This window comes from bacterium SCSIO 12844, assembly GCA_024397935.1.
GTDB lineage: Bacteria > Pseudomonadota > Gammaproteobacteria > Francisellales > Francisellaceae > M0027.
In genome coordinates, this window is sequence record CP073743.1 from 2011575 (window position 1) to 2038522 (window position 26948).

General features: G+C 33.3%; 24 protein-coding genes. 7 read left to right on the forward strand and 17 right to left on the reverse strand.

All coding sequences use genetic code 11. The features are described 5' to 3' along the window. Positions 1-162: 162 nt before the first annotated feature. The 8 genes from KFE69_09010 to tkt form a co-directional block, all read right to left on the reverse strand. Positions 163-936 (reverse strand): hypothetical protein, encoded by a 774-nt coding sequence (locus KFE69_09010; protein UTW41645.1) that lies wholly within the window; start codon positions 934-936, stop codon positions 163-165. A gap of 108 nt (positions 937-1044) precedes the next feature. Continuing rightward, a complete protein-coding gene (fba, locus tag KFE69_09015; protein ID UTW41646.1) occupies positions 1045-2109 on the reverse strand; it encodes a fructose-bisphosphate aldolase class II in 1065 nt (354 codons plus the stop codon). A gap of 15 nt (positions 2110-2124) precedes the next feature. After that, a complete protein-coding gene (pyk, locus tag KFE69_09020; protein ID UTW44046.1) occupies positions 2125-3561 on the reverse strand; it encodes a pyruvate kinase in 1437 nt (478 codons plus the stop codon). After that, the gene (locus KFE69_09025) at positions 3561-4754 is read right to left on the reverse strand and encodes a phosphoglycerate kinase (GenBank protein UTW41647.1); all 1194 of its coding nucleotides are present in this window, start codon (positions 4752-4754) and stop codon (positions 3561-3563) included. The genes pyk and KFE69_09025 overlap by 1 nt, the downstream gene beginning before the upstream one ends. Before the next feature lie 61 nt (positions 4755-4815). Beyond that, positions 4816-5829: a type I glyceraldehyde-3-phosphate dehydrogenase gene (gene gap, locus KFE69_09030; GenBank protein ID UTW41648.1), complete on the reverse strand. Its 1014-nt coding sequence runs from the start codon at positions 5827-5829 to the stop codon at positions 4816-4818. A gap of 214 nt (positions 5830-6043) precedes the next feature. Next, entirely contained in the window at positions 6044-6757 is a 714-nt protein-coding gene (locus tag KFE69_09035; protein ID UTW41649.1) for a hypothetical protein, read from the reverse strand. A gap of 75 nt (positions 6758-6832) precedes the next feature. Continuing rightward, a complete protein-coding gene (locus KFE69_09040; GenBank protein UTW41650.1) occupies positions 6833-8308 on the reverse strand; it encodes an MFS transporter in 1476 nt (491 codons plus the stop codon). A gap of 91 nt (positions 8309-8399) precedes the next feature. After that, positions 8400-10424, reverse strand: coding sequence for a transketolase (tkt, locus tag KFE69_09045; protein ID UTW41651.1), 2025 nt, complete (start codon positions 10422-10424; stop codon positions 8400-8402). A gap of 215 nt (positions 10425-10639) precedes the next feature. On the opposite strand from tkt, the gene KFE69_09050 reads away from it, so the two are divergent. Continuing rightward, the gene (locus tag KFE69_09050) at positions 10640-11164 is read left to right on the forward strand and encodes a hypothetical protein (GenBank protein ID UTW41652.1); all 525 of its coding nucleotides are present in this window, start codon (positions 10640-10642) and stop codon (positions 11162-11164) included. 35 nt (positions 11165-11199) lie between these two features. Here the strand turns inward: KFE69_09050 and KFE69_09055 are convergent, their stop codons facing one another. From KFE69_09055 to KFE69_09070, 4 genes are all read right to left on the reverse strand, one after another. Then, entirely contained in the window at positions 11200-12018 is an 819-nt protein-coding gene (locus KFE69_09055; GenBank protein ID UTW41653.1) for an SDR family NAD(P)-dependent oxidoreductase, read from the reverse strand. Between the two features lie 115 nt (positions 12019-12133). Further along, a complete protein-coding gene (locus KFE69_09060; GenBank protein UTW41654.1) occupies positions 12134-12568 on the reverse strand; it encodes a hypothetical protein in 435 nt (144 codons plus the stop codon). Between the two features lie 58 nt (positions 12569-12626). Continuing rightward, positions 12627-13436 (reverse strand): GNAT family N-acetyltransferase, encoded by an 810-nt coding sequence (locus KFE69_09065; GenBank protein ID UTW41655.1) that lies wholly within the window; start codon positions 13434-13436, stop codon positions 12627-12629. A gap of 305 nt (positions 13437-13741) precedes the next feature. Beyond that, positions 13742-15220, reverse strand: a complete 1479-nt coding sequence (locus KFE69_09070) for an SGNH/GDSL hydrolase family protein (GenBank protein UTW41656.1) — start codon at positions 15218-15220, stop codon at positions 13742-13744. Between the two features lie 481 nt (positions 15221-15701). Here KFE69_09070 and KFE69_09075 point away from each other — a divergent pair, with 481 nt between their 5' ends. The 3 genes from KFE69_09075 (at position 15702) to lepA (ending at position 20015) form a co-directional block, all read left to right on the forward strand. Next, a complete protein-coding gene (locus KFE69_09075) occupies positions 15702-17294 on the forward strand; it encodes an APC family permease (protein ID UTW41657.1) in 1593 nt (530 codons plus the stop codon). Between the two features lie 85 nt (positions 17295-17379). Continuing rightward, positions 17380-18123 (forward strand): hypothetical protein, encoded by a 744-nt coding sequence (locus KFE69_09080; GenBank protein UTW41658.1) that lies wholly within the window; start codon positions 17380-17382, stop codon positions 18121-18123. A 104-nt stretch (positions 18124-18227) separates the two neighbouring features. Beyond that, entirely contained in the window at positions 18228-20015 is a 1788-nt protein-coding gene (lepA, locus tag KFE69_09085) for a translation elongation factor 4 (GenBank protein ID UTW41659.1), read from the forward strand. Between the two features lie 29 nt (positions 20016-20044). On the opposite strand, the gene KFE69_09090 is transcribed toward lepA, so the two are convergent. The 5 genes from KFE69_09090 to KFE69_09110 all read right to left on the reverse strand — a co-directional run bounded on the left by KFE69_09090 (position 20045) and on the right by KFE69_09110 (position 22957). Beyond that, positions 20045-20473 carry a hypothetical protein gene (locus tag KFE69_09090; protein UTW41660.1) on the reverse strand — a complete coding sequence of 143 codons (429 nt, stop codon included), beginning with the start codon at positions 20471-20473 and terminating at the stop codon, positions 20045-20047. A 47-nt stretch (positions 20474-20520) separates the two neighbouring features. Beyond that, entirely contained in the window at positions 20521-21039 is a 519-nt protein-coding gene (locus KFE69_09095) for a helix-turn-helix transcriptional regulator (GenBank protein UTW41661.1), read from the reverse strand. Positions 21040-21154: 115 nt separating this feature from the next. Next, on the reverse strand, positions 21155-21730 hold the full coding sequence (locus KFE69_09100; GenBank protein ID UTW41662.1) for a hypothetical protein: 576 nt from the start codon (positions 21728-21730) through the stop codon (positions 21155-21157). Between the two features lie 14 nt (positions 21731-21744). Further along, on the reverse strand, positions 21745-22083 hold the full coding sequence (locus KFE69_09105) for a 4a-hydroxytetrahydrobiopterin dehydratase (protein ID UTW41663.1): 339 nt from the start codon (positions 22081-22083) through the stop codon (positions 21745-21747). Between the two features lie 46 nt (positions 22084-22129). Next, complete coding sequence (locus KFE69_09110; protein UTW41664.1) at positions 22130-22957, reverse strand: phenylalanine 4-monooxygenase; 828 nt, start codon at positions 22955-22957, stop codon at positions 22130-22132. Positions 22958-23206: 249 nt separating this feature from the next. On the opposite strand from KFE69_09110, the gene gpmI reads away from it, so the two are divergent. From gpmI to KFE69_09125, 3 genes are all read left to right on the forward strand, one after another. Further along, entirely contained in the window at positions 23207-24736 is a 1530-nt protein-coding gene (gene gpmI / locus KFE69_09115) for a 2,3-bisphosphoglycerate-independent phosphoglycerate mutase (GenBank protein ID UTW44047.1), read from the forward strand. A 29-nt stretch (positions 24737-24765) separates the two neighbouring features. Beyond that, positions 24766-26040: a serine--tRNA ligase gene (serS, locus tag KFE69_09120; protein ID UTW41665.1), complete on the forward strand. Its 1275-nt coding sequence runs from the start codon at positions 24766-24768 to the stop codon at positions 26038-26040. Between the two features lie 197 nt (positions 26041-26237). Further along, positions 26238-26921 carry a hypothetical protein gene (locus tag KFE69_09125; GenBank protein UTW41666.1) on the forward strand — a complete coding sequence of 228 codons (684 nt, stop codon included), beginning with the start codon at positions 26238-26240 and terminating at the stop codon, positions 26919-26921. Positions 26922-26948: the final 27 nt, after the last annotated feature.

Genomic DNA, 26948 nt, shown 5'->3' on the forward strand with positions numbered 1-26948 from the left:
TTTCATACAACTTAATAACTAAACATTATTACAAACAATAAATGTAATTTCAAATTATTTTTTATATTAATTTTATATTTTATTTATTATTATTTTATTTTTTATTTGTAGGCCGAGAATAAAAAGTTGATTTATAATAAAGATTTTTATTTTATGATTGAGCTAAGCGCCATAATTATAGTGATAATCACTATCATCATCTTTTGAAATAATTGTAGGACACTTTGCAGCACCATTATCTACTTGTTGGCAAACAAAGACAAGATCACGATGATTATCTAAAAATATACCGGCAACATTACTATGATCACAGGATAATAAATAATGACTATCGGCATACTTCATATGACAAGCAGTACCAATTGAGGTAAATGTAAAATCATATCTATCATCTTGATTATTAAAATTGACTTGTTGTGTATCTTGTACCAGCCCATTTTTGGATACGAATACTTTACCTAAACCTATCGTTTCAGGATTTACTTTATAGCCATTTTTACAGATATTTAAATTAAATGTATAAGTTGCTTTTTGATCTACACCCCATGATGAATCATGCCAATGCGCATGTTTTATGCCATCATCTAAGCCTTGAGCATCATCAAATGCTCCCCAATAAGTATATTCTATATGTGACGAACAACCATCCCACCAATTACCATGTGCACTTGTTTCAATCTTAGCATTACCTTTAACAATACCATCTGTAAAATAAATAGTGCCATTACTAAAAGAACTAACTTTAATCGTCGCCCCCGAGTCAATAACTTTTGGATGACTATCATCATTATTTACAGCAACACTTAACGGAAATGGACATGAATTTTTCATATTAATCACAGCTTCTGTTTTACAGTGAAACGCATAACTTGATAAAGGAAAAAAACTTCCAACTAAGATAATAGCCAATATAAATTGACTTGGTATTCTATTCATGAGAACAACCCCAAAAAATCAAAAAATTAATAATCAAACATTACAATGGATTCATTATGACAAAAATAACAAACAATGGCAATTCGACATTAAAAATTAGTTGGAATTTTAGTTAACTCGAGGATCTAAGCTACCAGTAGCGTAACGCTCAAACATAACTTCCAATGAAACTGGCTGAACCTTAGAAGCCATACCGCTTGAGCCAAACACTTCATAACGCGCTTTACAAATATCACGCATCGCTTTTTTAGCTTCCATATTATATTTACGTGGATCAAACTCAGCGCGATTGGTTGCCATATAACGGCGAATTGCACCTGTAGATGCCATTCTTAAGTCGGTATCGATATTAATTTTACGAACGCCATACTTAATTGCTTCTTGAATCTCAGTAACAGGAACACCATAAGTTTCTCCCATATCACCACCATATTCATTGATCACTTTTAACCAATCTTGCGGCACTGACGAAGACCCATGCATCACTAGATGTGTATCAGGAATTCTTTCATGAATTGCTTTTACTTGATTAATTGCTAAGATATCACCTGTTGGTGGGCGCGTAAACTTATAAGCACCATGGCTTGTACCAATTGCAATTGCTAAAGCATCAACTTTAGTTGATTTAACAAATTGGGCAGCTTCTTCAGGGTCTGTTAATAGTTGATCATGTGACAACTTTCCAACAGCGCCAACACCATCTTCCTCACCTGCCTCACCAGTCTCAAGAGAACCTAAACAACCTAATTCACCTTCAACTGAAACACCACAGGCATGTGCCATTTCAACTGTTTTAAGTGTCACATCTACATTATAATCATAATCTGCTGGCGTTTTACCATCATCTTTTAATGAGCCATCCATCATAACAGATGAAAAACCCAATTGAATTGAACGCTGACAAACAGATGGTGATGTACCATGGTCTTGATGCATTACAACTGGAATATGAGGATATTCAGCAATAGCAGCTAAAACTAGATGACGAATAAAGTTTGAACCTGCATATTTTCTAGCACCTGCTGATGCTTGTAATATAACCGGACTGTTAACCTCATTTGCCGCTTCCATTACTGCTCTGATTTGTTCTAAATTATTTACATTAAATGCCGGCAAGCCATAATTATATTCTGCCGCATGATCTAATAACTGTCTTAATGAGACTAATGCCATCTTCTACAATCTCCTTTATACCACATTACCAACTTGTACAACTTTAATTTTATTCGTACCACCATGTAACCCCATATGATCACCTGAGGTTAATATTACCCAGTCACCTTCTTGAACAACACCTCGTTTAACTAGCTCTTCAACTGCTGAACGGTTAACATAGAATCTTGGCATACGTGTTGAATCAAACTGAATTGGCTCAACACCACGAAACAATGTCATTCGTCCTTTAGTATCTTTATTTCTAGTTAAACCATAAATCGGCAATCGCGTATTTAAGCGCGACATCCAACGTGTACTTGCACCTGACTCAGTTAATGAGATAATTGCCTTAACACTAAGATGATTCGCTAAATTAACTGCAGCCATAGCTACAGCTGTATCAATACGCTCATATTCACGCTCTATGTTCATTTTTTTAACAATACTTACCAAATCACTTTTTTCAGCGGCTTCACATGTACGACTCATATGCTGAATGGTTTCAACTGGATAATCTCCTGCAGCCGTTTCAGCCGATAGCATAACAACATCTGTACCATCTAAAACAGCATTTGCAACATCAGATACTTCTGCTCTAGTTGGTGTTGGTGAGTTAATCATAGATTCCATCATTTGTGTTGCTGTAATTGCAATTTTATCTTTCTCACGTGTCTTTTCTATAATCATTTTCTGAATAGCTGGTACATTTTCCTGACCAACTTCAACTGCTAAGTCACCACGTGCAATCATCACTGCATCTGAAGCATCAATAATTTCATCGACATTAGCAACTGCTTCTACACGCTCAATTTTAGATACTAATGAAGCATACTCCCAACCAGCTTCTTTAATTAGCTGTCTTGCATATTCCATATCTTTACCATCACGAGGAAATGAAACAGCTAAGTAATCAACTTCAAGCTCAGCAGCGAGCTTTATATCTCTTTTATCTTTATCGGTTAATGCAGGTGCTGTTAAACCACCACCTTTTTTATTAATACCTTTATTATTTGATAAAACTCCGCCAACAGTTACCGTAGTAAACACTTTATTACCATCTACTTTTTTAACTGTTAGTATCACCTTACCATCATCTAATAATAAAGTATCACCTTCTTTAACATCATTAGGTAAGTCTTTGTAATCAATACCAACTGATTTAACATCACCCGAATCATCTGGTTGATCAGCATCTAATATAAATTCAACACCTTTTTGGAGGAGTACTTCTTTATTTTTAAATTTAGCTACTCTAATTTTTGGCCCCTGAAGATCACCTAAAATACCAATCGTTACGCCTAGTTTTTTAGCAACTCTTCGAATCATTTTGATACGCTGTTTATGATCTTCGGCAGTTCCATGAGAAAAATTACAACGAACAGCATTTAACCCTGCTTTAACCATTTTAGTAAGCGTTTCTTCTGATTCACTTGCAGGTCCAATAGTTGCCAGAATTTTTGTTCGCTTAATCATATATTCACCTTATTTTTTGCTCTTCTTTCGAGTATTTCAATTGCAGGTAATACTTTGCCTTCTAAAAATTCTAAAAAGGCACCACCTGCAGTTGAGATATATGAAATTTTATCTTCAACATGAAATTTTTCAATTGCTGCTATTGTATCTCCACCACCGGCAACTGAAAACGCTGATGATTCAGCAATTGCTTTTGCTAAAATTTCGGTCCCTTCAGAGAAATTATCAAACTCAAATACACCAACTGGCCCATTCCATAATATAGTCCCAGCTTGCGCTAAAATTTGTTCTAACTCAGTTTCAAAGCTTGGTCCAACATCTAATATCATATCATCTGGCTTAATTTCTGATAATGTTTTTATCATTGCCGGAGATTCTGCTGAAAACTCTTTGGCAACTCTAACATCACTTGGTAGTGGAATATCACCACCACGACTATTAACTTCAGATAAAAGTGATTTGGCTTCATCAATTAAATCAGGTTCATATAATGAAGCACCAACAGAATTACCGGTTGCAGCTAAAAATGTATTGGCAATACCACCACCAACAACTAATTGGTCAACTTTCTTAGCTAAGTTTTTTAAAACGGTTAACTTAGTTGTTACTTTAGAACCACCAACGATTGCAACTAATGGGCGTTTAGGGTTTGATAGTGCCTTTGATAGTGCGTCAACTTCTCTTGCTAACAATAATCCTGCACATGCAACTGGGGCATATTCTGCAACACCATAAGTTGAGGCTTGAGCACGATGTGCTGTTGCAAATGCATCCATCACAAATAAATCACAAGTTTGTGCTAGTTTTTTAGCTAAATTATGACTATTTTCCTTTTCGCCAATATTAAAACGAACATTTTCAAATAAAGCCACTTCACCTGAATCAACTAAAATTTCTTCAGTTAAATAATTTTTAATTAATTTCACTGGTTGATCTAATAATTCACTTAAGCGATCTGCAACTGGTGCTAATGAATAAGCTTGATCATAAATCCCTTCTTGAGGACGACCTAAATGAGACATCAACATTACTTTAGCATTCTGCTCTAAAGCTAATTTAATCGTAGGAAGTGCTGCTTTTATTCTAATATCACTAACCACATGACCATCTTTAATCGGCACATTAAAATCAACTCGTATTAAAACACGCTGATTGGTTAAGTCTAAATCTGTTATTTTTACAATATCCATCTTTTATGACCCTTAAAAACAAAAAAGGCATGATTTTCATGCCCTAATTCTACTTAGATAATTAATTTGCTGCCATCCAGGCTTTGGTTGTTCTGAGCATTTGATTAGAAAAACCCCACTCATTATCATACCAAGAGATTACTTTAACTAACTTACCTTGAACACGCGTTTGTGTGGCATCAAAAACTGATGGACGTGGATCATGATTATAATCAATTGAAACTAATGGCTCATCAGAATAACCTAAAATACCTTGTAATTGTCCTGATGTAGAAGCTTCTTTTATAATACGATTAACTTCATCAACAGGAACTTCACGATGCGCATTAAATGTTAAATCAACTACTGAGACATTCGGCGATGGAATACGCATTGCAAACCCGTCTAATTTGCCATTTAACTCGGGTAAAACCAAACCAACTGCAGCGGCAGCACCTGTTTTAGATGGAATAATCGAAACAGCAGCAGCTCTTGCTCGACGTAAATCTTTATGAATTGCATCAACTGTATTTTGGTCATTCGTATAAGCATGAACGGTTGTCATTAAGCCATTTTCAATACCTATTGTCTCATTTAATACTTTAGCAACTGGCGCTAGACAATTTGTTGTACATGATGCATTAGAGACAACTGTATCTGATGCTTTTAATATAGAATGATTAACACCATAAACAATGGTTGCATCGACATCTTTACCACCTGGCGCTGAAATTAAGACTTTTTTAGCACCCGCATTTAAGTGTGCAGACGCTTTCTCTTTCGATGTAAAAATACCTGTACACTCATAAACCATATCTACATTCAATTTACCCCATGGTAAATCAGCTGGATTACGCTCTGATAATAACTTTATACGATCATCATTAACAAGCATATCATCACCATCTAATGCAACATCTGCATTAAAGCGGCCGTGTACTGAATCATACTTTGTTAAATGTACATTTGCTTCTTTAGCTCCTAGATCATTAATCGCTACAATTTCTATATCTGATTTGTGCTCACCTTCATAAAGTGCACGTAAGACTAAACGACCTATACGGCCATAACCATTAATCGCAACACGAATACTCATTTAAAAATTCCTCCATTTTATTTGTTATAGTTCTGCCAAACTGGAAATAACTATAACTTTACATTTAAACAATTAAGAATAAAAAATTTCCCCATTACAATAATGCTTTTAAAGTTAACAGTAAAGCTTTAACGAGCAATTAAATCAGATTGATTAATTAAATTTTTTAACCTATGTAATATAGGTAATCGAGAACCTATAAATGCTTATATATTTAAAAGACATTGATATGGCTAGATGATTGATTACTCTTTTGATTAGCCCAGCCACATCGTCCTTGCTGAGGATCAACTTGTTGACAAGCAAATATTAAGTTACCAGCAGTAAATATTGCTCCAACATCATTATGGCTACAATAGATGCCTTCACTAAGCTTAAAAGTACAATAAGTACCAGTGCCTGTAAAACTTATTTTATAAGTATCATCAGCTGTAATATTAATGCTTGTATTGTCACTTTGAGCTAGACCATTTTTAGCAATGCTCGCTTTCCCTAAACCAACAACTTTAATTTTTGCTTTAGCTCCATTTTGACAAGCAATAAATGAAACTGTTGGTGCTGAGCCTGTCCACTTTTTCGACTGATTGAAATCATATCCATTAACATTCCTTGCATCATAATAATATGTACAAATAGGAATTCCTGTATACTTTGAATGAATCCAAACTGTTGCTGCATCGCCATAACTATCAGAAACTGTAATCGTTGTCTCCCATCGTTCACCAATATTATAACTTCCTCCAGAATCTAGCGTAAAAGATTGATCTGAATAACCACTGGAGTATGTTGTCTTAAAATCAACTGGCCATGGGCAGTAATTTTTTGCATTAAATTTAACACTGGCATTACAAGAAGCATGCACATTTAATGGCATATACACAAGAATAAAACATGTAACTATGAATAATAATTTACAAAATCGGCTCATACCAACACTAACCTAAGCTTAATTATATGTAAGTATGGTAGTTATATTTGTTTAGTCAATATTTTGTAATTAATCTTAAACAGCAACTGCCTGTTTTGAAGCAACAGCAACATTTGATGTCATCAAGTTTTTCAACCATTTACTCATAATAAAATAAAGTAATGCAACGACTAAAGATATAATGGTTAATATAATAAATGTTTTCATATACATTGGATTAGTTTGGCTTGCAGGTGTATCTGCTAAGTTATCAACATGCCCTATAATGATATTTGAAATAGGCCCTGATAAATTAATGCCCATTGCAACATTTAAAAATAAATAGCCTGTAAATAAGCCCTGATGCTTTGGCTTACCCAACTCACCTGGTAATGAGTAATTAGTAGAGTTAACTCTTATTTCTGATGCTGCTGTTATAAATAATAATAATGCAGGGAATATCAGCTGTACTGTACCACTTTTAGGCGCAAAATAAATACCAATAGGAATCATAATAAATGCAATCGCCATAATTCCTAAACCACCTGCAATGGTTTTTTCAGAGCGTTGAATACGATTTTTTGTTCTCTGTCTTTGTAAGGCAAAAGCAAAAAATAGGCCAAAGATAATAACACCAAGTGATTCAAACATATTAACTGTACTTTGCTCGAAATGAACACCTAATATACTTAAATTAGTATTATATTTGACAAAGTTTGCAATTCCTGTTGATTGAAGGCCTTGTACAAATGCAAAAATCATCGAGGTTGCTGAGAGAATTAAATAAGCAATGATTTTATTACGATATTGCGGCTCAGATGAAAATGCCATAACAAGCATAAATACTAATATACAACCAAATGCAACATAGATTAATGCTGAACCAATATCAGCATGATGCATTAAAAATACTGAAATAATAAAACAAATAGCCATGACTAATGGTGCACTGATCCAGCGCAAAATATTTTTACTAAAAGTAGTTGCATAATAAGTCATTTTATCATTCACATAAGGCCATGCTAATGCTAAAAATATTGCACAAATTACAAGACAAGCTGCAGCAGTATAAAACGCATAGCTATACTCATTATAACTCTGAAAATAACCGCCAATGATAAAACCAATAATAAAACCTAAATTCATACAACTATAATTAATTGAAAAGGCAATACGTCGACGTTCATCATTTTGCTTAAATAATTGTATCAACATCATATTAACACAACTAACATTTAAGCCACTACCAGTAACAAATAATGCCATCCCACCTAATATCACATTGACATCATCCATAGCAACGCCAATTAAACCAAATATTTGCATCAATAAGCTCATGGTAAATAAACCACGAAAGCTCATAATACTACCACCGAGTGAACCACCTAAAAAATGTAAGAGAAAGTTTAGTGCGAAAAAACTAGCAACTAAGATATTTACTTTATCTACCGGCATTCCTCTTGATTGCAAATATAGATTTAAAGTACCCAAAAGAACAGCAAAACCAACCGTTGAAAAGGTTTGAACTGCATTAATATATAATACGCCTGGTGGCATAAAACGTTCACTCATTCATTTATCTCCATGAAAAGAATTTATAAGTATTTAATATAAAAAGTTATCCATCATTGGTCAATCAATTAAACTTAATGATATTAATCACTTAGATACTGGTACTCAGTGGTTTACTAGATTTTAATACTTCATGTGCTAGCTGGGTAATATGTTCAACTGTAAAACCAAACTCATTAAATAAGACACTGGCTGGTGCTGATTCACCAAAGGAATGCATAGCAATAACTTTATTATTTTTTCCTATAATACCATACCAACTATCTGCCACTGCTGCTTCAATTGCAACAACAGGCACATTATCTGGAAATACTTCATTACGATAATCTTCAGATTGCATCTTAAAGATATCCATACACGGCATAGAAACAACTCGCACATTAAGTCCTTGGTTTATTAATTCTTGATAAGCATTAACAACTAAAGTTACTTCAGAGCCAGTCGCAGCTAAAATCACATCTGGTTTATCAGAATTACTGCGTAAAATATAACCACCTTTTCTTATTTTTTCAGCATCAGCCATTTGCTCAACTACAGCTGGTAAATTATGACGCGAAAAAGATAAAATTGACGGAGAGCTATTTGATTCAATCGCAACTTGCCAAGCAACTGCCGTTTCAAATACATCTGCTGGACGCCATACGTTTAAATTTGGAATCACTCTTAATGAAGCTAATTGCTCTATTGGCTGATGCGTTGGTCCATCTTCACCTAAACCAATTGAATCATGAGTCATAACATAAATAACTGGTTGTTTCATTAAAGCACTCATACGAATGGCATTTCTAGCATAATCTGTAAAGACTAAAAACGTACCACCATAAGGGCGAAAACCGCCGTGTAGTTCGATACCATTCATAATTGCACTCATACCAAACTCACGCACGCCGTAAGAGATATAATTTCCACTAAAATCATCATGCGTTATTAATTTTGAATTCTTATGATTAGTTAAATTTGAACCAGTTAAATCAGCAGAGCCACCTAATAATTCAGGCATCATACAACCTAAATGATTTAATGCCATTTGTGATGCTTTACGTGTTGCAACTGTTTGTGGATTATTGATTACTTCTATTAACCAATTTTGACAAACATCAGACCAGTTCTCTGGCAGCTCACCTTTAAGCTGACGACTTAATTGAGCTGCCTCATTAGGGTATTGACTAATATATTGATTATAAAGCTGACCCCACTGAGTTTCTTTCTCTTTACCTTTTTCCTTTTGATCCCAAGCCTTGTAAATTTCACTTGGAATCTCAAATGGTGCATAGTGCCAGTTTAGTTTTTCTCTAACTAAATTAATTTCATCTTCACCTAATGGCGCACCATGAGATGACTCTTTACCTGCCTTATTCGGTGAACCAAAACCAATGGTTGTACGAGCACAAATAATTGTTGGGCGTGTTAAATCACTTTTAGCTTGAGTAATTGCTTGAGTAATTGCATCTCGATTATGTCCATCTACATCCGCAATAACTTGCCAACCATAAGCTTTGAAACGTTCAGGCACATTCTCAGTAAACCAGCCATCAACCTCACCATCAATTGAAATACCATTATCATCCCAAAAGGCAATTAATTTACCTAAGCCTAAAGTCCCTGCTAGTGAACAAACTTCATGAGAGATACCTTCCATTAAACAACCATCACCCATAAATACATAAGTAAAGTGATCAATTAAATCTAAATTTGGTTTATTAAAACGAGTACTTAGCACTTTCTCAGCAATCGCCATACCAACGGCATTTGCAAGACCTTGGCCTAGTGGTCCAGTTGTTGTCTCAACACCTGGCGTATAACCATATTCAGGATGCCCTGGTGTTTTAGAATGTAGCTGGCGAAAATTCTCAATTTCAGTAATCGGCAAATCATAGCCTGTTAAATGTAATAAGGAATATAAAAGCATTGACCCATGGCCATTAGATAATACAAAGCGATCACGATTAATCCAGTTTGGATTCGTTGGACTATGATTTAAAAAATCTCGCCATAACACTTCTGCAATATCTGCCATTCCCATTGGCATACCAGGGTGCCCTGATTTTGCTTTTTGAACGGCATCTGCACTCAACATGCGAATTGCATTTGCTAATACATTTTTTGAAACTGTCATTGTTAATATTCCAAGAATTTAAAATTAAAATAGTGGCACTATTCTAACATTATGCAATTAAAATCGTATAGTTTTTATTTAATCTATCCATTACACCCAAGCCACAATTGATAACCAACAGAAAAATAATATAAATAATTATTGTAATTTTTTATATTATTTTTATAATATACACCTTACATTTCATTCAAAATAATTAATTGAGAGAATTAAAAATGCATTTATTTTCACTATTTAGTATTGAACAGACAGCACTTATCATCTATATGTGCTTCCTATTAAATACGATCCTAATGATAAAAAAGCTTCCTATTCGCAAAAAAATGATACCCATCTGTATTATAATTTCAACTGCATTACCTTTTGTTATGGACTCTTTTCTAAGCTTTAGATTTCAATTAGCGCACCCATTTACACAAATTATTGCTGTAGGTTATATTTATATGCAGGTTATTCTAATCTTTTATATTCCCTCTCTGTTAATAAAAAGTCAGATTAACTCAAATATAAAATCAAAATGGAAATGGCTTTTTGGTTTTGGCTTACTAGTTATGATGTCACTTATTATTCCTAAACATCTACCAACGTTAGAAACATTACCACCAGGTAGTGATGCTGGATTACTACTTAATGGCAAGCTTTTAATTTTAGGTTACTTTATATCTATTCTTTTTTGGTTTATATACTGGATTGTTGTTATGGTAATTACTATACAACTAAAAACTAAAGAAGAAAAATAGCTAATTAAATATCCATTACTATATTATTAAAACTTCTAAAACTTATTCAAAACTGTATCAAGCGCTCTAGTAGGTAGTAGTGTTTTAAGCAACTTAGCTAAATAAGTAAATTTTGTAATGGTATATCTTGGTGCTGGCTTTTTTGAATTAAGGATTTTTGCCACAACTTTAGCAACAACAATGGCTTCTTCATTAAATGGCACTTTTTTGTGCTTACCCACTGCTAATTTTTCATACTGACTAATATGAGCAGAGCCTTCTTTATCTATATTTTTGACTGTTTTCATTGAGTTTGCTCTGATATTACTGGTTACAGGTCCTGTATTTAAGATCGTCATATGAATATTCGAGCCTTTCAATTCTTGTCTCATTGTATCAACCATACCTTCCATCGCATATTTACTTGCATTATATGCACCTCTATATTTAAGCGAGATCAAGCCTAAAACAGAACCATGTTGTATAATTTTACCATAGCCTTTCTTTCTCATAACCTTCAATGCCATTCGTGTTATGTTATGAACTGCAAAAAAATTAGTCTCAAATTGTTCTTTTAAGTATTTTGTTGGAATATCTTCAAGTGCGCCTGTTTGTGCAAAGCCTGCATTATTAAATACAACATCTAATTTATTATTGGTTTTCTTCAATATATCGTTTAGTGCATAAGTAATTTGATCTTCATTATTAACATCAATTAAATAAGTATTAAAGCCTTCACTTTTTAGCTTTTCAACATCTGATGGTGATCTTACTGATGCAAAAACTTCATGGCCAATTTCTTTTAAATATTTTGCACAGGCATAACCGATACCACCATGCGAACAACCGGTTATTAATATAGTTTGCTTCTTCATAATATCTTCCTAATAGGTATGGCGCTCACATTTTTGTGCCAAAGAATTTAGGAACAACTATATTAAATATCAATGATATACTCAAGCGTTTTAATTTCGGACCGTTAGATTGTCCTTAATATTCATAGGTATTATATTTACAAGATAAGCCAATCATTTTAATTTTAGATGCTGGCTGTGAATCAAATTCAAAATGTACCTGCATCGTATCTGGTGAATTTGAACCTGTAAATTCAAATTTCTGGCCTATCTTTTTAATCGCTTGAGAATAAGTACTCATACCCAACATTGGGCCTGTATAGTACTGTGTAATTTCAATAGAAAGCTTACCAACTTTAGTTTTAGCTGGATTTAATTTAGTGACAGAACAAAATACTGTATTAACTCGTTTTGGAAAGGATAAGCATTTATTATCTCCAGCAGATAAATCAATAGAAAACTCTGCACTTTTGAGTTCTTCGCAGCTTGAACTATCGGCAAATGAAATTAATGGACTAAAAACAAGTAGACTAAAAAAAAATAAGCGACCACAAGCAACTATTTTATTCATAATAAACCTTTAGTTATGATTAATGTGAGTTTTTTAATAACTGTTAACAGCCCTTAGTCTATTCCAAAGTTTTAACCAATTTCGTCCTTGTATAAGCTAATTTAAAACCAAATTTTTCACAGTTTCTTTGTGGAATGCTACCAGGGGTAAAACCTGCAACGACAAGTTTACAACCGTGTTTTTTGGCATACTCGATGCGTTTTGCAATTAGCGCACGCTGAACACCTCGCCCCCTAAAATCTAATAATGTACCACTTAAATTAAATTCACAAATACCATTTTCGCCAATAGCAATAACACTACCTCCGACAACAACACCATCTAACTTTGCAATAAATGCTGTTACATGTTCCATATTTGCATAACAATCAAAATATCGACTTAAGCTATGTGAGGTCGTTGAATCTCGTTGTGTATAACCTAAAACGGTTACTGCATGCCAAAGCTTAATATCATCAGTTTGCTCAATAATTACATCTGAGGGTAATGATATCTCAGGTAATTGTTTGGTTAAGTCCAAATACATCACATTAACGTATTCAGTTAAAGCATAACATCTTGATTTAATAAAATATAAAATACTTGAATCTGCTAACGGACATAGATCAATTACCGTATTAACATGTCGTTTTGTATAAATTTGCTCTATTAATTCCAAAGTTTCTTTAGTAACTTTTCCATTTAAACCAATACCAATGGCTTTGCTTAAAAGATCATCTTCACCACAAAAACTTGCAATACCCCCTTCAATATCAATGCATGATGCCTGCATTTGAGGATATAATTTAAGTGAGGTTAATGTATATTGACGTGCATTATAAACCATCAAAGCTTCAATTTGTTTTGCTAATGATTTATCTGCAAACATATACATTCTCCCAATAAAATAAGCCTATTCAAGCCTAAAGCTAATCTTTAAACTATAGCAAAGATATATTTAAATACTAGGATAAGCATAATGGCTTACCAAATAAAAACAAAAGACGCGATAAATTGCGCCTCTACCAATAAATAAACAGTATATCAATTATATACATTCCCAGATAACTGATTTTCAAATCATATATTCTAATTATCAGCAATTGATTTTTTAACTTAAAATATGACCTTGTAGAGACGCGATTTATCGCGTCTTAAGTCAATTCATGCTATTATTTTACAGGCTAAATTTATTCAAATCGATTTAATATTTAACTTCTCTTTAATATATAAATACAGTGCATTATGAATTTGTGAAGTTGGATGCACTCGATCCCAAAAAATATAATTTTCTGGATTGCTACACAATTGACCTGAATTTGCTACTAATACCGCACTACGAATATCAGCTGTATCTGGCAGTTGATTTAAAACATTAATAACATCAACAGATTGATTAACATAATATTTATTAATCAATGTCTGTAGTTTTGTTTGGCTATTATTATTTTGAGTAAGATTTGATACGCCAGAAGTGCTGTACCCACCATTCCAACATGACTGAGTATTCAATGCAGGATTTAATAATAAATGATATTCTTGGTTAATCTGATCAGTTTGATTAATTAGTTCATCAAACATTGATGCAATATCAATATATTTAAACATCATGCCACTATTAGCATAACTTGACTGAAGTGAAGCAACCATTTGTTGTAACTTTTGATTATGCATTAATGCTAATGCATGTGTTGAATCAGTATTTTTTGAATCAAACTGCGACTCAGGCGTAAAACTGATATCAGGCAAACCAATTACAATAAACCGCTTAACGCCATAGTTAATTAAATTAGTAATCGTTGATTGAATTTGATTAATAACGCTTGAAGTTAGTTGATCAACCTCTTGATCAGTCATATATGCTTTAGCTGTCAAATAATCATTAGCACCAATAAAAATAATCGCTAACTGCTTATCTTGATTCGTCCACCCCTTTAGTGTTGTATTTAGTGTATAAGTATTATATTCACCTTCTAATGAATAAGGTAAAGAACCCGTTACATCTAATACAGTCGTTGCACCACCAACAGCATAATTACTTGCTTCAATACCCTTTTCTCTTAAATCATTTGAAAACTGCACAGCCCAAGTATCACCATTAGAAAACATACCATCATAATAAGGTGGTGATTGAGGTATGACACCTAATGTATATTCATGTAATGTGCCTTTATCACTTAAACTATCACCAAAAAATATCACACGTTCAATGCCATTAAATAAATTACTCTGGCTTAAATCAATCTTACTTTTACAGGTTGTAATCGTTACTGTTGGTGTGCCATTCCAACTATGCCATCTCATTGATGGTTGATCAATGTAAATATCCCCTTTCAAATCTCGAGAATCCATATAATTACCCCAGGTGTCATCATGCAACCAAACGATAAGAGAACCAAGCTTGTCCCCTCTATCAGAAACAGCGTTTATTCCAACGCTTCTATTTTTAACATAGGATAATAATTTTTTAGTTGATGACTGAATCGTAACTTTCATTTCTATATTTGTTAGATTATCATCACCCATTGAAAAAGTTACTGGATAAAAACATCGGTTTTCGACATCAATATTGATACCTGCAGATGCAAATGTAATCTTTACAGTACAAAGTACTCCAAATAGAACACCCACTAAAAGTTTTTTAAAACTTAACTTTTGATAAATAGCTTTCATTGACACATCTCCATTGTATTAACAATATACCATCTAATCACAAGAATATATAATATACAAATAATTATTATCTAAGTAATTTCATACACTATAAATTAAGAAATATGACACTAATATCGCATATGCAAAAAAATAATTTAATATTTGATATGCCTTAATGATATTAATTAAGCAAACAAATAATCAAATGTATAAAATCAATCAAATAACATATAAATATCTATAAATCAAATATTTAAACCAACAACACAATGATGCTTTTTCAACAGCAAAATAATATTAATCAGTTTAACTATGACATTAAATTTACATTATCAATCATAGTATATCATTGACTAAACTCATTTTTTTTGTCAGATTATCTTACTGTGCCTCACAACGGTCATATTTTTATACTGAAGCACCCAATATTACTGTTTATTAATTGTTCTCTATACAATTGGACATCAAAAACAACTTAAATAAAAGGATTAAATAATTTATGGGTATGAAAAAAAAGCAAGTTGGCTTATTCTCAGCAACCGCTGCTAGCGTATGCTGTATTATTGGAAGTGGATGGCTTTTTGCATCCTATTATGCAGCTAAAAGTGCAGGGCCTGGAGGCGCCTATATTGCCTGGATATTAACTGCATTGATTATTTCAGTAATGGCACTTGTTATGGCTGAAGTTGCAACAATGTATCCAATGCGTGGTGTTACAACTAGAATGAGCGCTTTATCCCATAATAAAACCTTTGGTATCTTTTTTGCATTTTCAAACTGGATGGGCATTGTTGCTGTGATTCCAACAGAAGCTCAAGCAAGTATTCAATATTTAACTAGCATTTCTCATTATGCTCAAACAAACTGGATGGCAAATGGTTCATTAACTCCCGAAGGTTTATTTATTGCTTTTTTACTGATGATAGTCTATTTATTTATTAATTTTTTTGGCATTAAAATTTTCTCTTATATTAACAACTCCATGACCGTGATTAAGTTTTTTGTTCCATTATTTACAGCGATTGTATTAATTGGTAGTGCTTTTCACCCAGGAAACTTTACAGCTTATCATAATACTTGGATACCATTTGGTACCGGGTCAATTTTTACTGCCATTGTTGCTGGTGGCATGATCTATGCCTTTAATGGCTTTCAAATTGCATTATCATTTGCTAGTGAAATTAAAAAGCCAGAGCGTAATTTACCTTTGGCGATGTTTTTCTCAATTATTATCTGCTTAGTGATTTATCTATTATTACAAACCTCATTTATCGGTGCGGTTAACCCACAAGAGGTTGTTACAAAAGGTTGGGCTAATTTAAACTTTAACTCACCATTTGTACAATTAATGATTCCACTAGGCTTAAATATTATGGTGATGATTTTATATGCTGATGCCGTTGTATCACCATCAGGTACAGGTATTGCTTATTTAGGTGGTACCTCACGCATGCTCTACTCTATGGCTTCAGAAGGTCAAATGCCAAAATACTTTGCCAAGCTTGATCCAAAATACTATTTCTCAAGACGTGCGATGTTTTTTAACTTTATTCTAGCTAGCGGTTTGCTTTTATTATTTCATAGCTGGGCGGCATTAATGGTATTAGTCACAGCATTTCATGTCATTGGTTATATGGCAGCACCTATCTCTTTAGTTGCACTTCGTAGAAGTGAGCCAGATAAGAAACGTCCATTTACAGTACCTTATGCACATATCGTTGCGCCAATATTGTTTTTTGTTTTAACTATGTTATTAGTGTTTGTTGGCTATGTTGATATGATGAAACTTGCTTGGTTTATGACAATTTTACTTGCTATATTCCTTGTGATTAATTCAGGAAAAAATCATCAATACACAATGAAAGATATTTTATCGACTGCTTTACCAATGCTTATTTATCTTTGGATAATTACATTTATCATTGGTTTTGGTCCAGAGGCGTATAAAGGTCATGGTATTATTCCAGAGATTGTTTTCTATCCATTAGTCTTTATTACATCTATTGTATTCTTTCACTGGTTTACACATCCAAAACTAGTTGATTTATGTAATGCTTTACGTAAGAAAGATACGATTGTTGTGGAGGATTAAAATATTATCTCTGTACATATACCAATCACCATGATACATTAATAATCAGACATAAAGTGTATGGTTGTTGTTTTTGGAGGGTTGCATGCCAAAATTTACATTGTTTCATGGTACAAAATTAGATGCTGCTACGCCAATTGGATTATCTGGTTTTAAAATCACACAAACTCCAGCTGCTGGAAGATCATTTGGTAATGGTTTATATGCTACTGATGACTTTAAGATTGCAGCAAGGCATGGTGCAATGTTTAAAAATGAAAATCGTACCAATGGCAATATGTACAGTATTATTGAACTTCAAGCCAATATCGAAGAGGATAAAATTCTTAGGCACAATTTAACAATCGAAGATAAACTAGCTGTAGTATATCATGAATCCAAAGCCACTGAAGGTCATGTATATACTCCAGAGCATAACCCTAATCGTGAATCACGTATTTTTGCAAATGAAGCCATGTATGGAAAAGCATTTGCGCAAGAACTAAGCCAAATACTTGAAGATGACCCCGAGGGTATTTCAGTTGCTACTGGCCATATTACCCAAGCTGCAAAACAGAATGGTAAAAGTTTAATAATTTACGATTATGGTGACGGGCAAACGCCACCCATTTATGTATTTTTGAACCCTGAAAAAGACTTAAAAGTCTCTAACACGCATGTATTAGCAACACCTGAAGTTGACCCCCTATGGCATCAAAAAGTTGATCAACTTTCTGATCATTTAAAAAAACCTGATGATACAGAGGTTGCTATACAAAAAGCAATATCAACGCCTTTTTTTGAGCAAGAACTTCAACCAACTGTGACAACTACCCCTACTTTAGAATAAATTTCCCTCGAAAAACTTAAAATATTTTACTTCTTAGAAAATTTCGGCATAATTCATTTAAACTAATATTTATAGACAATTAAATAAACTTTGATTTTGTAATTATGAAACATATACGAAACTTTTCTATTATTGCGCATATCGATCATGGTAAGTCAACCTTGGCAGATCGTTTTATTCAAACCTGTGAAGGTCTAACTGAGCGAGAGATGCAAGCGCAAGTGCTTGACTCAATGGATATTGAGCGTGAGCGTGGTATTACCATTAAAGCACAAAGTGTGACGTTAAATTACACTGCACAAGATGGTAATACTTATCAACTTAATTTTATTGATACACCAGGTCATGTTGATTTTACTTATGAGGTATCTCGCTCCTTAGCTGCATGTGAGGGTGCACTATTAGTTGTTGATGCCGCTCAAGGTGTTGAAGCACAAACAGTTGCAAATTGTTATACTGCCATTGAACAAGACCTTGAAGTAATTCCTATTCTCAATAAAATTGATTTACCTGCAGCAGAGCCCGATCGTGTAGCAGAAGAAATTGAAGATATTATTGGTATTGATGCAACCGAAGCCGTACGCTGTAGTGCTAAAAGCGGTATTGGTGTAAAAGATGTACTTGAAACAATTGTCCACCATGTTCCTCCCCCTGAAGGTGACCCTGACGCTTCCTTGCAAGCTTTGATTATTGACTCATGGTTTGATAATTATTTAGGTGTTGTCTCATTAGTACGCATTCAAAATGGTACACTAAAGGTCAATGAAAAAATTACTGTCATGTCAACTGGCCAAAGTCACCAGGTTGATCAAATTGGTATTTTTACACCTAAAATGCTTAAGAAAGAATCACTAAGTGCTGGTGAAGTTGGCTTTGTGGTTGCTGGCATTAAAAATATTCATGGTGCACCTGTTGGTGATACCTTAACTCATACGCGCGCACCAGCAGATGAAGCACTTCCCGGCTTTAAGCAAATTAAACCACAAGTCTATGCAGGTATGTTTCCAATCTCAACAGATGAATACGAGAACTTCCGCGAAGCATTAGAGAAATTAAGCCTAAATGATGCATCATTATTCTATGAACCAGAAACATCACAAGCCTTAGGCTTTGGCTTTCGTATTGGCTTCCTTGGTATGCTACATATGGAAATTATCCAAGAACGCCTAGAGCGTGAATATGATATTGATTTAATCACTTCAGCACCTACGGTTGTCTATGAAGTTGATACCAAAGATGGTGAAATGGTTTTAGTAGATAACCCTGCTAAACTACCAGATCCAGCAAGTATTGAAGAAATTCGTGAGCCGATTGTTAGAGCCAATATTTTAGTACCTCAAGATCATGTGGGTAATGTCATTAAACTTTGCATTGAAAAACGTGGTGTTCAAGTGAATATGCAATACGTCGGTCGTCAAGTCTCACTAAGCTATGATATTCCTATGGTTGAAGTTGTACTTGATTTCTTCGATCGTTTAAAGTCTGTTAGTCGTGGCTTTGCATCTTTAGATTATGAGCTTAATCGTTATGAAGCTGCTAATATGGTGCGCTTGGATATTTTAATCAATGGTGAAAAGGTTGATGCACTTGCTGTCATTGTTCATAAAGACCAATCAACCTATAAAGGACGAGAATTAGTTGAACGTCTAAAAGATTTAATTCCAAGGCAGATGTTTGAAGTTGCCATTCAAGCTGCTATTGGTTCAACGATTATTGCCAGAACCAATGTTAAAGCATTACGTAAAAATGTCTTAGCTAAATGCTATGGTGGTGATGTCTCAAGAAAGAAAAAATTATTAGAAAAGCAAAAGCGTGGTAAAAAACGCATGAAACAAGTCGGAAATGTTGAAGTACCGCAAGAAGCATTTTTAGCTGTTTTAAAAAGAGACTAAATTAGCATCACTTTATATAGAGTAGTTGACTATTTCTTATTACGACTGATTAAACCATCAAACCATTCACCTAAAGTACAGCCTAATTTCTTATTTCTAATCTGAAATGACCAAAAATGGTATTTAAATGCATGTGCTAAAAACATCACAGATGCAGCAGCGCCAACAATAGCACCTAGATAATAAGTTCGATAAAACAATGAAATAGTATATAACAAAACAATAACACCTATGATACCAAAAAATCGGTATAAAAAGGTAAACGTAGCCAAATTCTCACGTAGCTTCTTATCTGTAATACCACGATCAGCTAAATCTTCAAATTTACACGGATCTTTTACTTTATCAATTTTAAATAACATTTTAATCATATTATATAAGAAAAACTGTTGACGTTTGATTCCTTCAAAGTCTGTCATTTTCTTTGCTGTTGTTCTTGTGCGTTTAAACCATACCATATAATACTCTCCACTTTTTATATATTTTATTTGATAACCATATAATATTAATATAGTTTTTCTAATATTAAATTACACCATTGTTGTTTAGCATCTAAGATAAATTGATCATATAAATTAATAAGGTCTTTTGAACTTAACTCATTATTATTATTAAGCATATGTGAGTTTCGATTCATTAATAATTTATCAACTTTAAGCTTTTCATACTCAACTAATCTTCTACATTGCTCAGTATCAGACTGACTACTAAAAAATATTTTAAGTAAATTTTCATTTCTAGTTAACTCACTAGACTCTAAGGTATTAAGCCATTGTCTATGATGTTTAATACCACTTTTAGTTAATTGATAATATTTGGTATTTGACTTATTTGAATGACCTTCTACTAATGTAACAAGACCCTCATCTGTCATTTTTTTCAAGCATGGATAGGTCGAATTATAGCCTTCATTCCAATATACTTTCATTGAGGTTAGTATTCTTTTATGAATTTCATATCCACTTAATGTTTCATTACGTAAAACACCTAGTATCGCATAAACTGTCTTATTTTTTATTGGCATTAGACTACCTATTATTATCATAGTTTATTTAATGCGATAATAATCAATCTAAAATCAAACATGAATAAAGATTTATTTAAGTTTTCTTAGTATTATATTATGGTGTTATATACACTTACCTTTTAATAAATCCATCCATGACATCAAAAGCTGTTTCTATATTTTGATAAGAATGTCCTTGCCCATTTTGTATATCAACATGAGCATCAGCTAATAAATCAACTGACCATAAATATGGACAGACTTCATCATCCTGTTGAAGTAATAAAAGATAATCTTCTTGATTGTCTATTTCAGTAGGAATAAATGAACGAATAATATCAACGTCTTCTTGACTAATATCTCCTTCACCATTTGTACCAATCACCAAGCCCATATTGGCTAAAATATCATCAAAACGTAAGGCTGGATTGATTAAAATGACATCTGTAATATCACTTCTTACTTGTTTTAATAAATGCGCCATCAAACCGCCTAAAGAAGCACCAATAACTACTTTACGCTGATTATCTACTCTATCTAATCTTGCATTAATCTTTTCAAATGCACCCAATGCATCACGATCAGATAACCTTGGTGCATCGATTCGTGATTCTGGATACTGCTCTCTTAACCATAATTGCAGTTTTAACGCACGTAATGTTGTAGGTGAACTTTGATAGCCATGAAGATATAAAAAATAATGATCCATCACTTATACTCAAGTTAGTCTTCTAATAATTGGTCAACTTTTGCTGCACAGATAAAATCATTGTCTGTTAAGCCATCCACTGCATGTGTTGTGAAATTAACAATACAACGATTAAAACTAACTTCCATATCCGGGTGATGACCTTCTTTATTGGCAATCCATGCAACAGCATTCACAAATGCCATTGTTTTATAAAATCCTTTAAATTGAAATACTCTTTGAATTTTTATATCATTAATAACTTGCCAAGCTGGTGTTAATTTTAAATATTTTTCAACTTCATTTTGCGTTAATGGTAAGACATCACCACCTTCACAAACCTTACATTTTTTTTCAACTAATACATTAGTCATTATCACTTTCCTTAAATAATTTAACTATTAGTTTTAATTTAAAAAATTAGCAAACTGGCATACTAGTCGGTTTAGTATGCGCATCAGCAATTACTGGTGGATACAATGGTGAATGATCACCCAACTCCCTTGCTTGTTCAATTAAATCTAAAATCTTTTCATTCATAATTGCATATAACTGTTCATAAGATTCAATCACATAATAAATCGGTTGCATAATATCGATACGATACGGCGTCCTTAAAATTTCCAATGCATCAAATGCAACACGCTTAGGTGCTGGATCATCTACCGCATAAAGTGTTTCACCAATTGAAGATAAGATACCACCACCATATGAACGTAAGCCTTTTTTTGTTTGAATTAAGCCAAACTCAGCCGTAAACCAATAGAATCTTGCCAACATTTTTTGTACGTAGGCTGGAGCGCCTACACCAAGCTTACCGTAGTTTTGAATCACATCAGCATAAGTTTGATCCGTTAACATTGGACAGTGACCAAATAATTCATGGAAAATATCAGGCTCTTGTAGATACTCTAGTTCCTCAGGTGTACGGATAAACGTAGCACAGGGAAATTTTTTCTCGCTTAATAATTTAAAAAATTTATCAAAATTAATTAATGCTGCAACAGGTGCAACTTCCCAGCCTCCATTCGCTTTTAATATCTTATTTAACTCCGGAATCTGTGGAATATGTAATTTTGGAAAATTAATAATATCTAAACCTTTTAAATATTCATCACATGCCCTATTTGCAACAATATCAATTTGACGTTCAATTAGTGTATTCCATACACTATGTTCATCATCTGTATATTGCACAAATCCCTGATTATCCGGTTTTTTTGACTTATATTTTTTATCTTCTTTCATCAGAGCTTACCCGCATGCTTATATTATAAGTATACCTACGTTATGCAAGTTGTTCATAAAAATCAAGGTAAAATATTATTTTCACATTTGCTAATGCAATAAATTCAAGCAGAATATAGAAAGTATTTCTGGCCTTTATTAGTACAAACTTTTACAATATTTTAAGTCATTTGGTGCTTAAAACTTACATAAGCACATAAACCATTTCAGGAGAGATATGTGGATAAAAAACCAAAGCCAATATTATTGATGATCTTAGATGGCTGGGGCTTTCGAGAAGAAGATCAAGATAACGCGATTAATCAAGCAGGTACGCCAAATTGGGATCGGCTGTGGCAAAAAAATGCACATACATTACTTGATGCTTCAGGGGAAGTCGTTGGATTACCAACAGGACAAATGGGAAATTCAGAAGTAGGTCATGTTAATATCGGTGCTGGGCGGGTTGTCTACCAGGAACTAGCTCGTATAAACCAAGATATTCAATCCAGTGATTTCTATCATAATAGTGTTTTAAATAATGCGGTTGAAAAAGCTGTTTCAAATAATAAAGCCATTCATATCTTAGGACTATTATCACCAGGTGGTGTTCACAGTCATGAGAATCATATATTTGAAATGATTCGATTAGCCTATCGCAAAGGCGCACAGAAAATTTATCTTCATGCTTTTTTAGATGGTCGTGATACAGCACCTAAAAGTGCACTTAATTCATTAAAAAAAGCAGATGATTTATTTAATGAAATAGGCGCAGGCTTTGTTGCATCAATCTGTGGCCGTTATTATGCCATGGATAGAGATAAGCGCTGGGATCGCGTTGAACAAGCATATAATTTATTGACGTTAGGTAAAGCTCCATACAGTGCAGACTCCGCTACAAATGCATTAGAAAAAGCCTATCAACGTGGTGAAACGGATGAGTTTATTAAGCCAACTATTATTACTCCCAATGGAAATCCAGCTACAATTGAAGATGATGATGCGGTTATTTTTATGAATTTTAGATCTGACCGTGCAAGAGAATTATCTTATGCGTTATCTGATCCAAATTTTGATGGATTTAAGCGACAAGTTGCACCCAATATCCGCTTAACGACGCTTACAAAATATGCTGATGATATTGACAGTGATATTGCATACCCACCTAGCGATATTCATAATAGTTTAGGTGAATATCTATCTGAACATGGCTTAAAACAATTGCGTATTGCTGAAACTGAAAAATATGCCCATGTGACTTTTTTCTTTAATGGTGGCGTTGAAACTATCTTTCCAGGCGAAGATCGTATTTTAGTACCTTCTCCAAAAGTTGCGACTTATGACCTTCAACCAGAAATGAGTGCTTATGAAGTTACTGACAAACTTGTTAGTGCTATTCATTCTGGTAAATATGATGCCATTATCTGTAATTATGCCAATGCCGATATGGTAGGTCATACAGGAAAAATGGATGCAGCAATTAAAGCTTGCGAAGCATTAGATAAGTGTATTGGTTTAATTTACACTGCTATTTCTGCTCAAGGTGGTGAAATGATTATTACAGCAGATCATGGTAATGCTGATTTAATGAAAAATCAACAAACACAAATGGCACATACTGCACATACAACTTCACTTGTTCCTGCACTTTTAGTTAGTGATTTACGATCATTTGAGCCAGTTATTTCTGATGGAAGATTATCTGATATTGCACCGACTATTTTAAGTCTAATGGGTATGGAAATTCCACAAGAGATGACTGGCAGAATATTATTTAAACCAAAAACGCATATTGAATAATTTTAAATTAAAATGACAGGCTATTAACTATGTTGGATATTAAACAGTTACGAAATCACACCGATGGTCTTGCAAAAAAATTAACAGAGCGAGGTTATCAATTAGACGTTAATTTATTTAATGATTTAGAAAATCAACGTAAAGAATTACAAAGCAAAACACAGCATTTACAAGCAGAGAGAAATGCTAAATCAAAAGAGATTGGAAAAATTAAAGCACAAGGTGGTGATATTAATGGCATAAAAAACGAAGTTGAAACTATAAACGAACAGTTAAAATCAGCAGAAATTAATCTTGATACTTTACAAGATAAAATCAAATCATTATTACTTGAAATGCCAAATGTTGCACATGAGAGTGTGCCTATCGGTAAAGATGAAGATGATAATGAGGAAATAAGACGCTGGGGAGAACCTCGAACGTTTGACTTTGAAGTTAAAGATCATGTTGATATCGCTGAAAATTTATCAGGCGCTGACTTTAAAGCTGCAGCAAAATTAACTGGCAGTCGATTTGTTGTTTTAAAAGGTGAAATTGCCAGATTACAACGCGCATTAACTCAGTTTATGATTAATTTGCATGTTAATAATCATAATTATACAGAAGTCTATGTACCGTTTATGGTTAATAATGATAGTTTATTAGGCACTGGGCAACTGCCTAAATTCTCTGAAGATTTATTCGAAATTGAAGGCCACTTCCCTTATCATTTAATACCAACAGCAGAAGTACCTGTTACAAACCTTGTACGTGATGAAATTCTTCAAGAAACTGACCTACCATTACAATTTGTTGCACATACACCCTGCTTTCGAAGTGAAGCAGGCTCTTATGGTAAAGATACACGTGGTATGATTCGTCAGCACCAATTTGAAAAAGTTGAGTTAATTCATATCACAACACCTGATGATGGCTTAAAGGCATTAGAGCGTTTAACAACACATGCTGAAACAATTTTACAACAGCTTGAATTACCTTATCGAGTTTTAACCTTATGTACTGGAGATATGGGTTTTTCAGCCTCTAAAACATATGATTTAGAAGTCTGGATTCCATCACAGAATACTTATCGTGAGATTTCATCTTGTAGTTGGTGTGCTGACTTTCAAGCCAGACGTATGCAAGCACGTTTTAGATCTAAAGACAGTAAAAAGCCTGAGTTAGTTCACACATTAAACGGCTCAGGTCTAGCAGTAGGACGTACTTTAGTCGCTGTATTAGAAAACTACCAGCAAGAAGATGGTTCAATTGAAATTCCTAAAGTATTACAACCTTATATGAACGGTGAGACTATTATTAAATAACTTACTAGATTATATGACTTAGCTTCTATTTTAAAAAGTTTCAGCAACAAGTTTTATTGATATATACATATACATCATTAATATATATAACTATTTTTTGAAAATATGTGAAACAAATCTTCATTTTTTTATTCGATTATTTTATGTAATAATGAATTATATCTTTTAATTTATTCATTAAGTTTTTGGAGACTATCATGTTTATTGCAGATGAACCCATTTTAGAGCCCAATCCCTTATTTATAAAATCTGAACCATTTTTTTCAAAGTCCGAAAAAATCTATTTACATATGACAGACACAGAAAATATTGAATCAATCATGGAAAAAGGACTTATTCCAGCCTATAAATTAGGCATTGGAAGAGCAAATGATCGTGGCAATTTAGATAAAAAAGAAGCTTGTCCAGAAGGTATTTTTGTTGTTAATCCTGGTAAATTTATTCTTGATACTGCTCCTGAAAGTATTTTTATAATAACACTAGAAGAACCTAGTTTAGATGTTAATTATAAACGTGATAAACATGACGAATATCCTGCTGGGTTTTTCCCTGTAACTGAACCAATTAAGCCACTACATCATGCAAAAAAGGATGATAAAAAGAAAATTTATTGCTTCATATTAACAGATGGTGACTTAGACGAAGTAACTAAAGAAGCTTTATCTAAACTTGGCATAAAAGATACTAAATGGATCACTGATAAAGTAAAAATTTCATTTCCATTAAGAAGTTATGTAAGCAATAATAAATCACCATCTTTACAAGATGACATACCCTCATCTACATATATTTTTAAATCTTATTCTAGTGATAATGATTATGACTCTGATAATGATGTGCTTGCCAATGATGATGACTTAATATTTCAAATGGATTTATAATTTAAATTTTAGGTTATAATTTATACA

Bases quoted from the DNA above. Each gene is read 5' to 3' on its own strand.
- KFE69_09010 (UTW41645.1), bottom strand. From the start codon at position 936: ATGAATAGAATACCAAGTCAATTTATATTGGCTATTATCTTAGTTGGA.
- fba (UTW41646.1), bottom strand. From the start codon at position 2,109: ATGGCATTAGTCTCATTAAGACAGTTATTAGATCATGCGGCAGAATAT.
- KFE69_09025 (UTW41647.1), bottom strand. From the start codon at position 4,754: ATGGATATTGTAAAAATAACAGATTTAGACTTAACCAATCAGCGTGTT.
- gap (UTW41648.1), bottom strand. From the start codon at position 5,829: ATGAGTATTCGTGTTGCGATTAATGGTTATGGCCGTATAGGTCGTTTA.
- KFE69_09035 (UTW41649.1), bottom strand. From the start codon at position 6,757: ATGAGCCGATTTTGTAAATTATTATTCATAGTTACATGTTTTATTCTT.
- KFE69_09040 (UTW41650.1), bottom strand. From the start codon at position 8,308: ATGAGTGAACGTTTTATGCCACCAGGCGTATTATATATTAATGCAGTT.
- tkt (UTW41651.1), bottom strand. From the start codon at position 10,424: ATGACAGTTTCAAAAAATGTATTAGCAAATGCAATTCGCATGTTGAGT.
- KFE69_09050 (UTW41652.1), top strand. From the start codon at position 10,640: ATGCATTTATTTTCACTATTTAGTATTGAACAGACAGCACTTATCATC.
- KFE69_09055 (UTW41653.1), bottom strand. From the start codon at position 12,018: ATGAAGAAGCAAACTATATTAATAACCGGTTGTTCGCATGGTGGTATC.
- KFE69_09060 (UTW41654.1), bottom strand. From the start codon at position 12,568: ATGAATAAAATAGTTGCTTGTGGTCGCTTATTTTTTTTTAGTCTACTT.
- KFE69_09065 (UTW41655.1), bottom strand. From the start codon at position 13,436: ATGTTTGCAGATAAATCATTAGCAAAACAAATTGAAGCTTTGATGGTT.
- KFE69_09070 (UTW41656.1), bottom strand. From the start codon at position 15,220: ATGAAAGCTATTTATCAAAAGTTAAGTTTTAAAAAACTTTTAGTGGGT.
- KFE69_09075 (UTW41657.1), top strand. From the start codon at position 15,702: ATGGGTATGAAAAAAAAGCAAGTTGGCTTATTCTCAGCAACCGCTGCT.
- KFE69_09080 (UTW41658.1), top strand. From the start codon at position 17,380: ATGCCAAAATTTACATTGTTTCATGGTACAAAATTAGATGCTGCTACG.
- lepA (UTW41659.1), top strand. From the start codon at position 18,228: ATGAAACATATACGAAACTTTTCTATTATTGCGCATATCGATCATGGT.
- KFE69_09090 (UTW41660.1), bottom strand. From the start codon at position 20,473: ATGGTATGGTTTAAACGCACAAGAACAACAGCAAAGAAAATGACAGAC.
- KFE69_09095 (UTW41661.1), bottom strand. From the start codon at position 21,039: ATGCCAATAAAAAATAAGACAGTTTATGCGATACTAGGTGTTTTACGT.
- KFE69_09100 (UTW41662.1), bottom strand. From the start codon at position 21,730: ATGGATCATTATTTTTTATATCTTCATGGCTATCAAAGTTCACCTACA.
- KFE69_09105 (UTW41663.1), bottom strand. From the start codon at position 22,083: ATGACTAATGTATTAGTTGAAAAAAAATGTAAGGTTTGTGAAGGTGGT.
- KFE69_09110 (UTW41664.1), bottom strand. From the start codon at position 22,957: ATGAAAGAAGATAAAAAATATAAGTCAAAAAAACCGGATAATCAGGGA.
- gpmI (UTW44047.1), top strand. From the start codon at position 23,207: ATGATCTTAGATGGCTGGGGCTTTCGAGAAGAAGATCAAGATAACGCG.
- serS (UTW41665.1), top strand. From the start codon at position 24,766: ATGTTGGATATTAAACAGTTACGAAATCACACCGATGGTCTTGCAAAA.
- KFE69_09125 (UTW41666.1), top strand. From the start codon at position 26,238: ATGTTTATTGCAGATGAACCCATTTTAGAGCCCAATCCCTTATTTATA.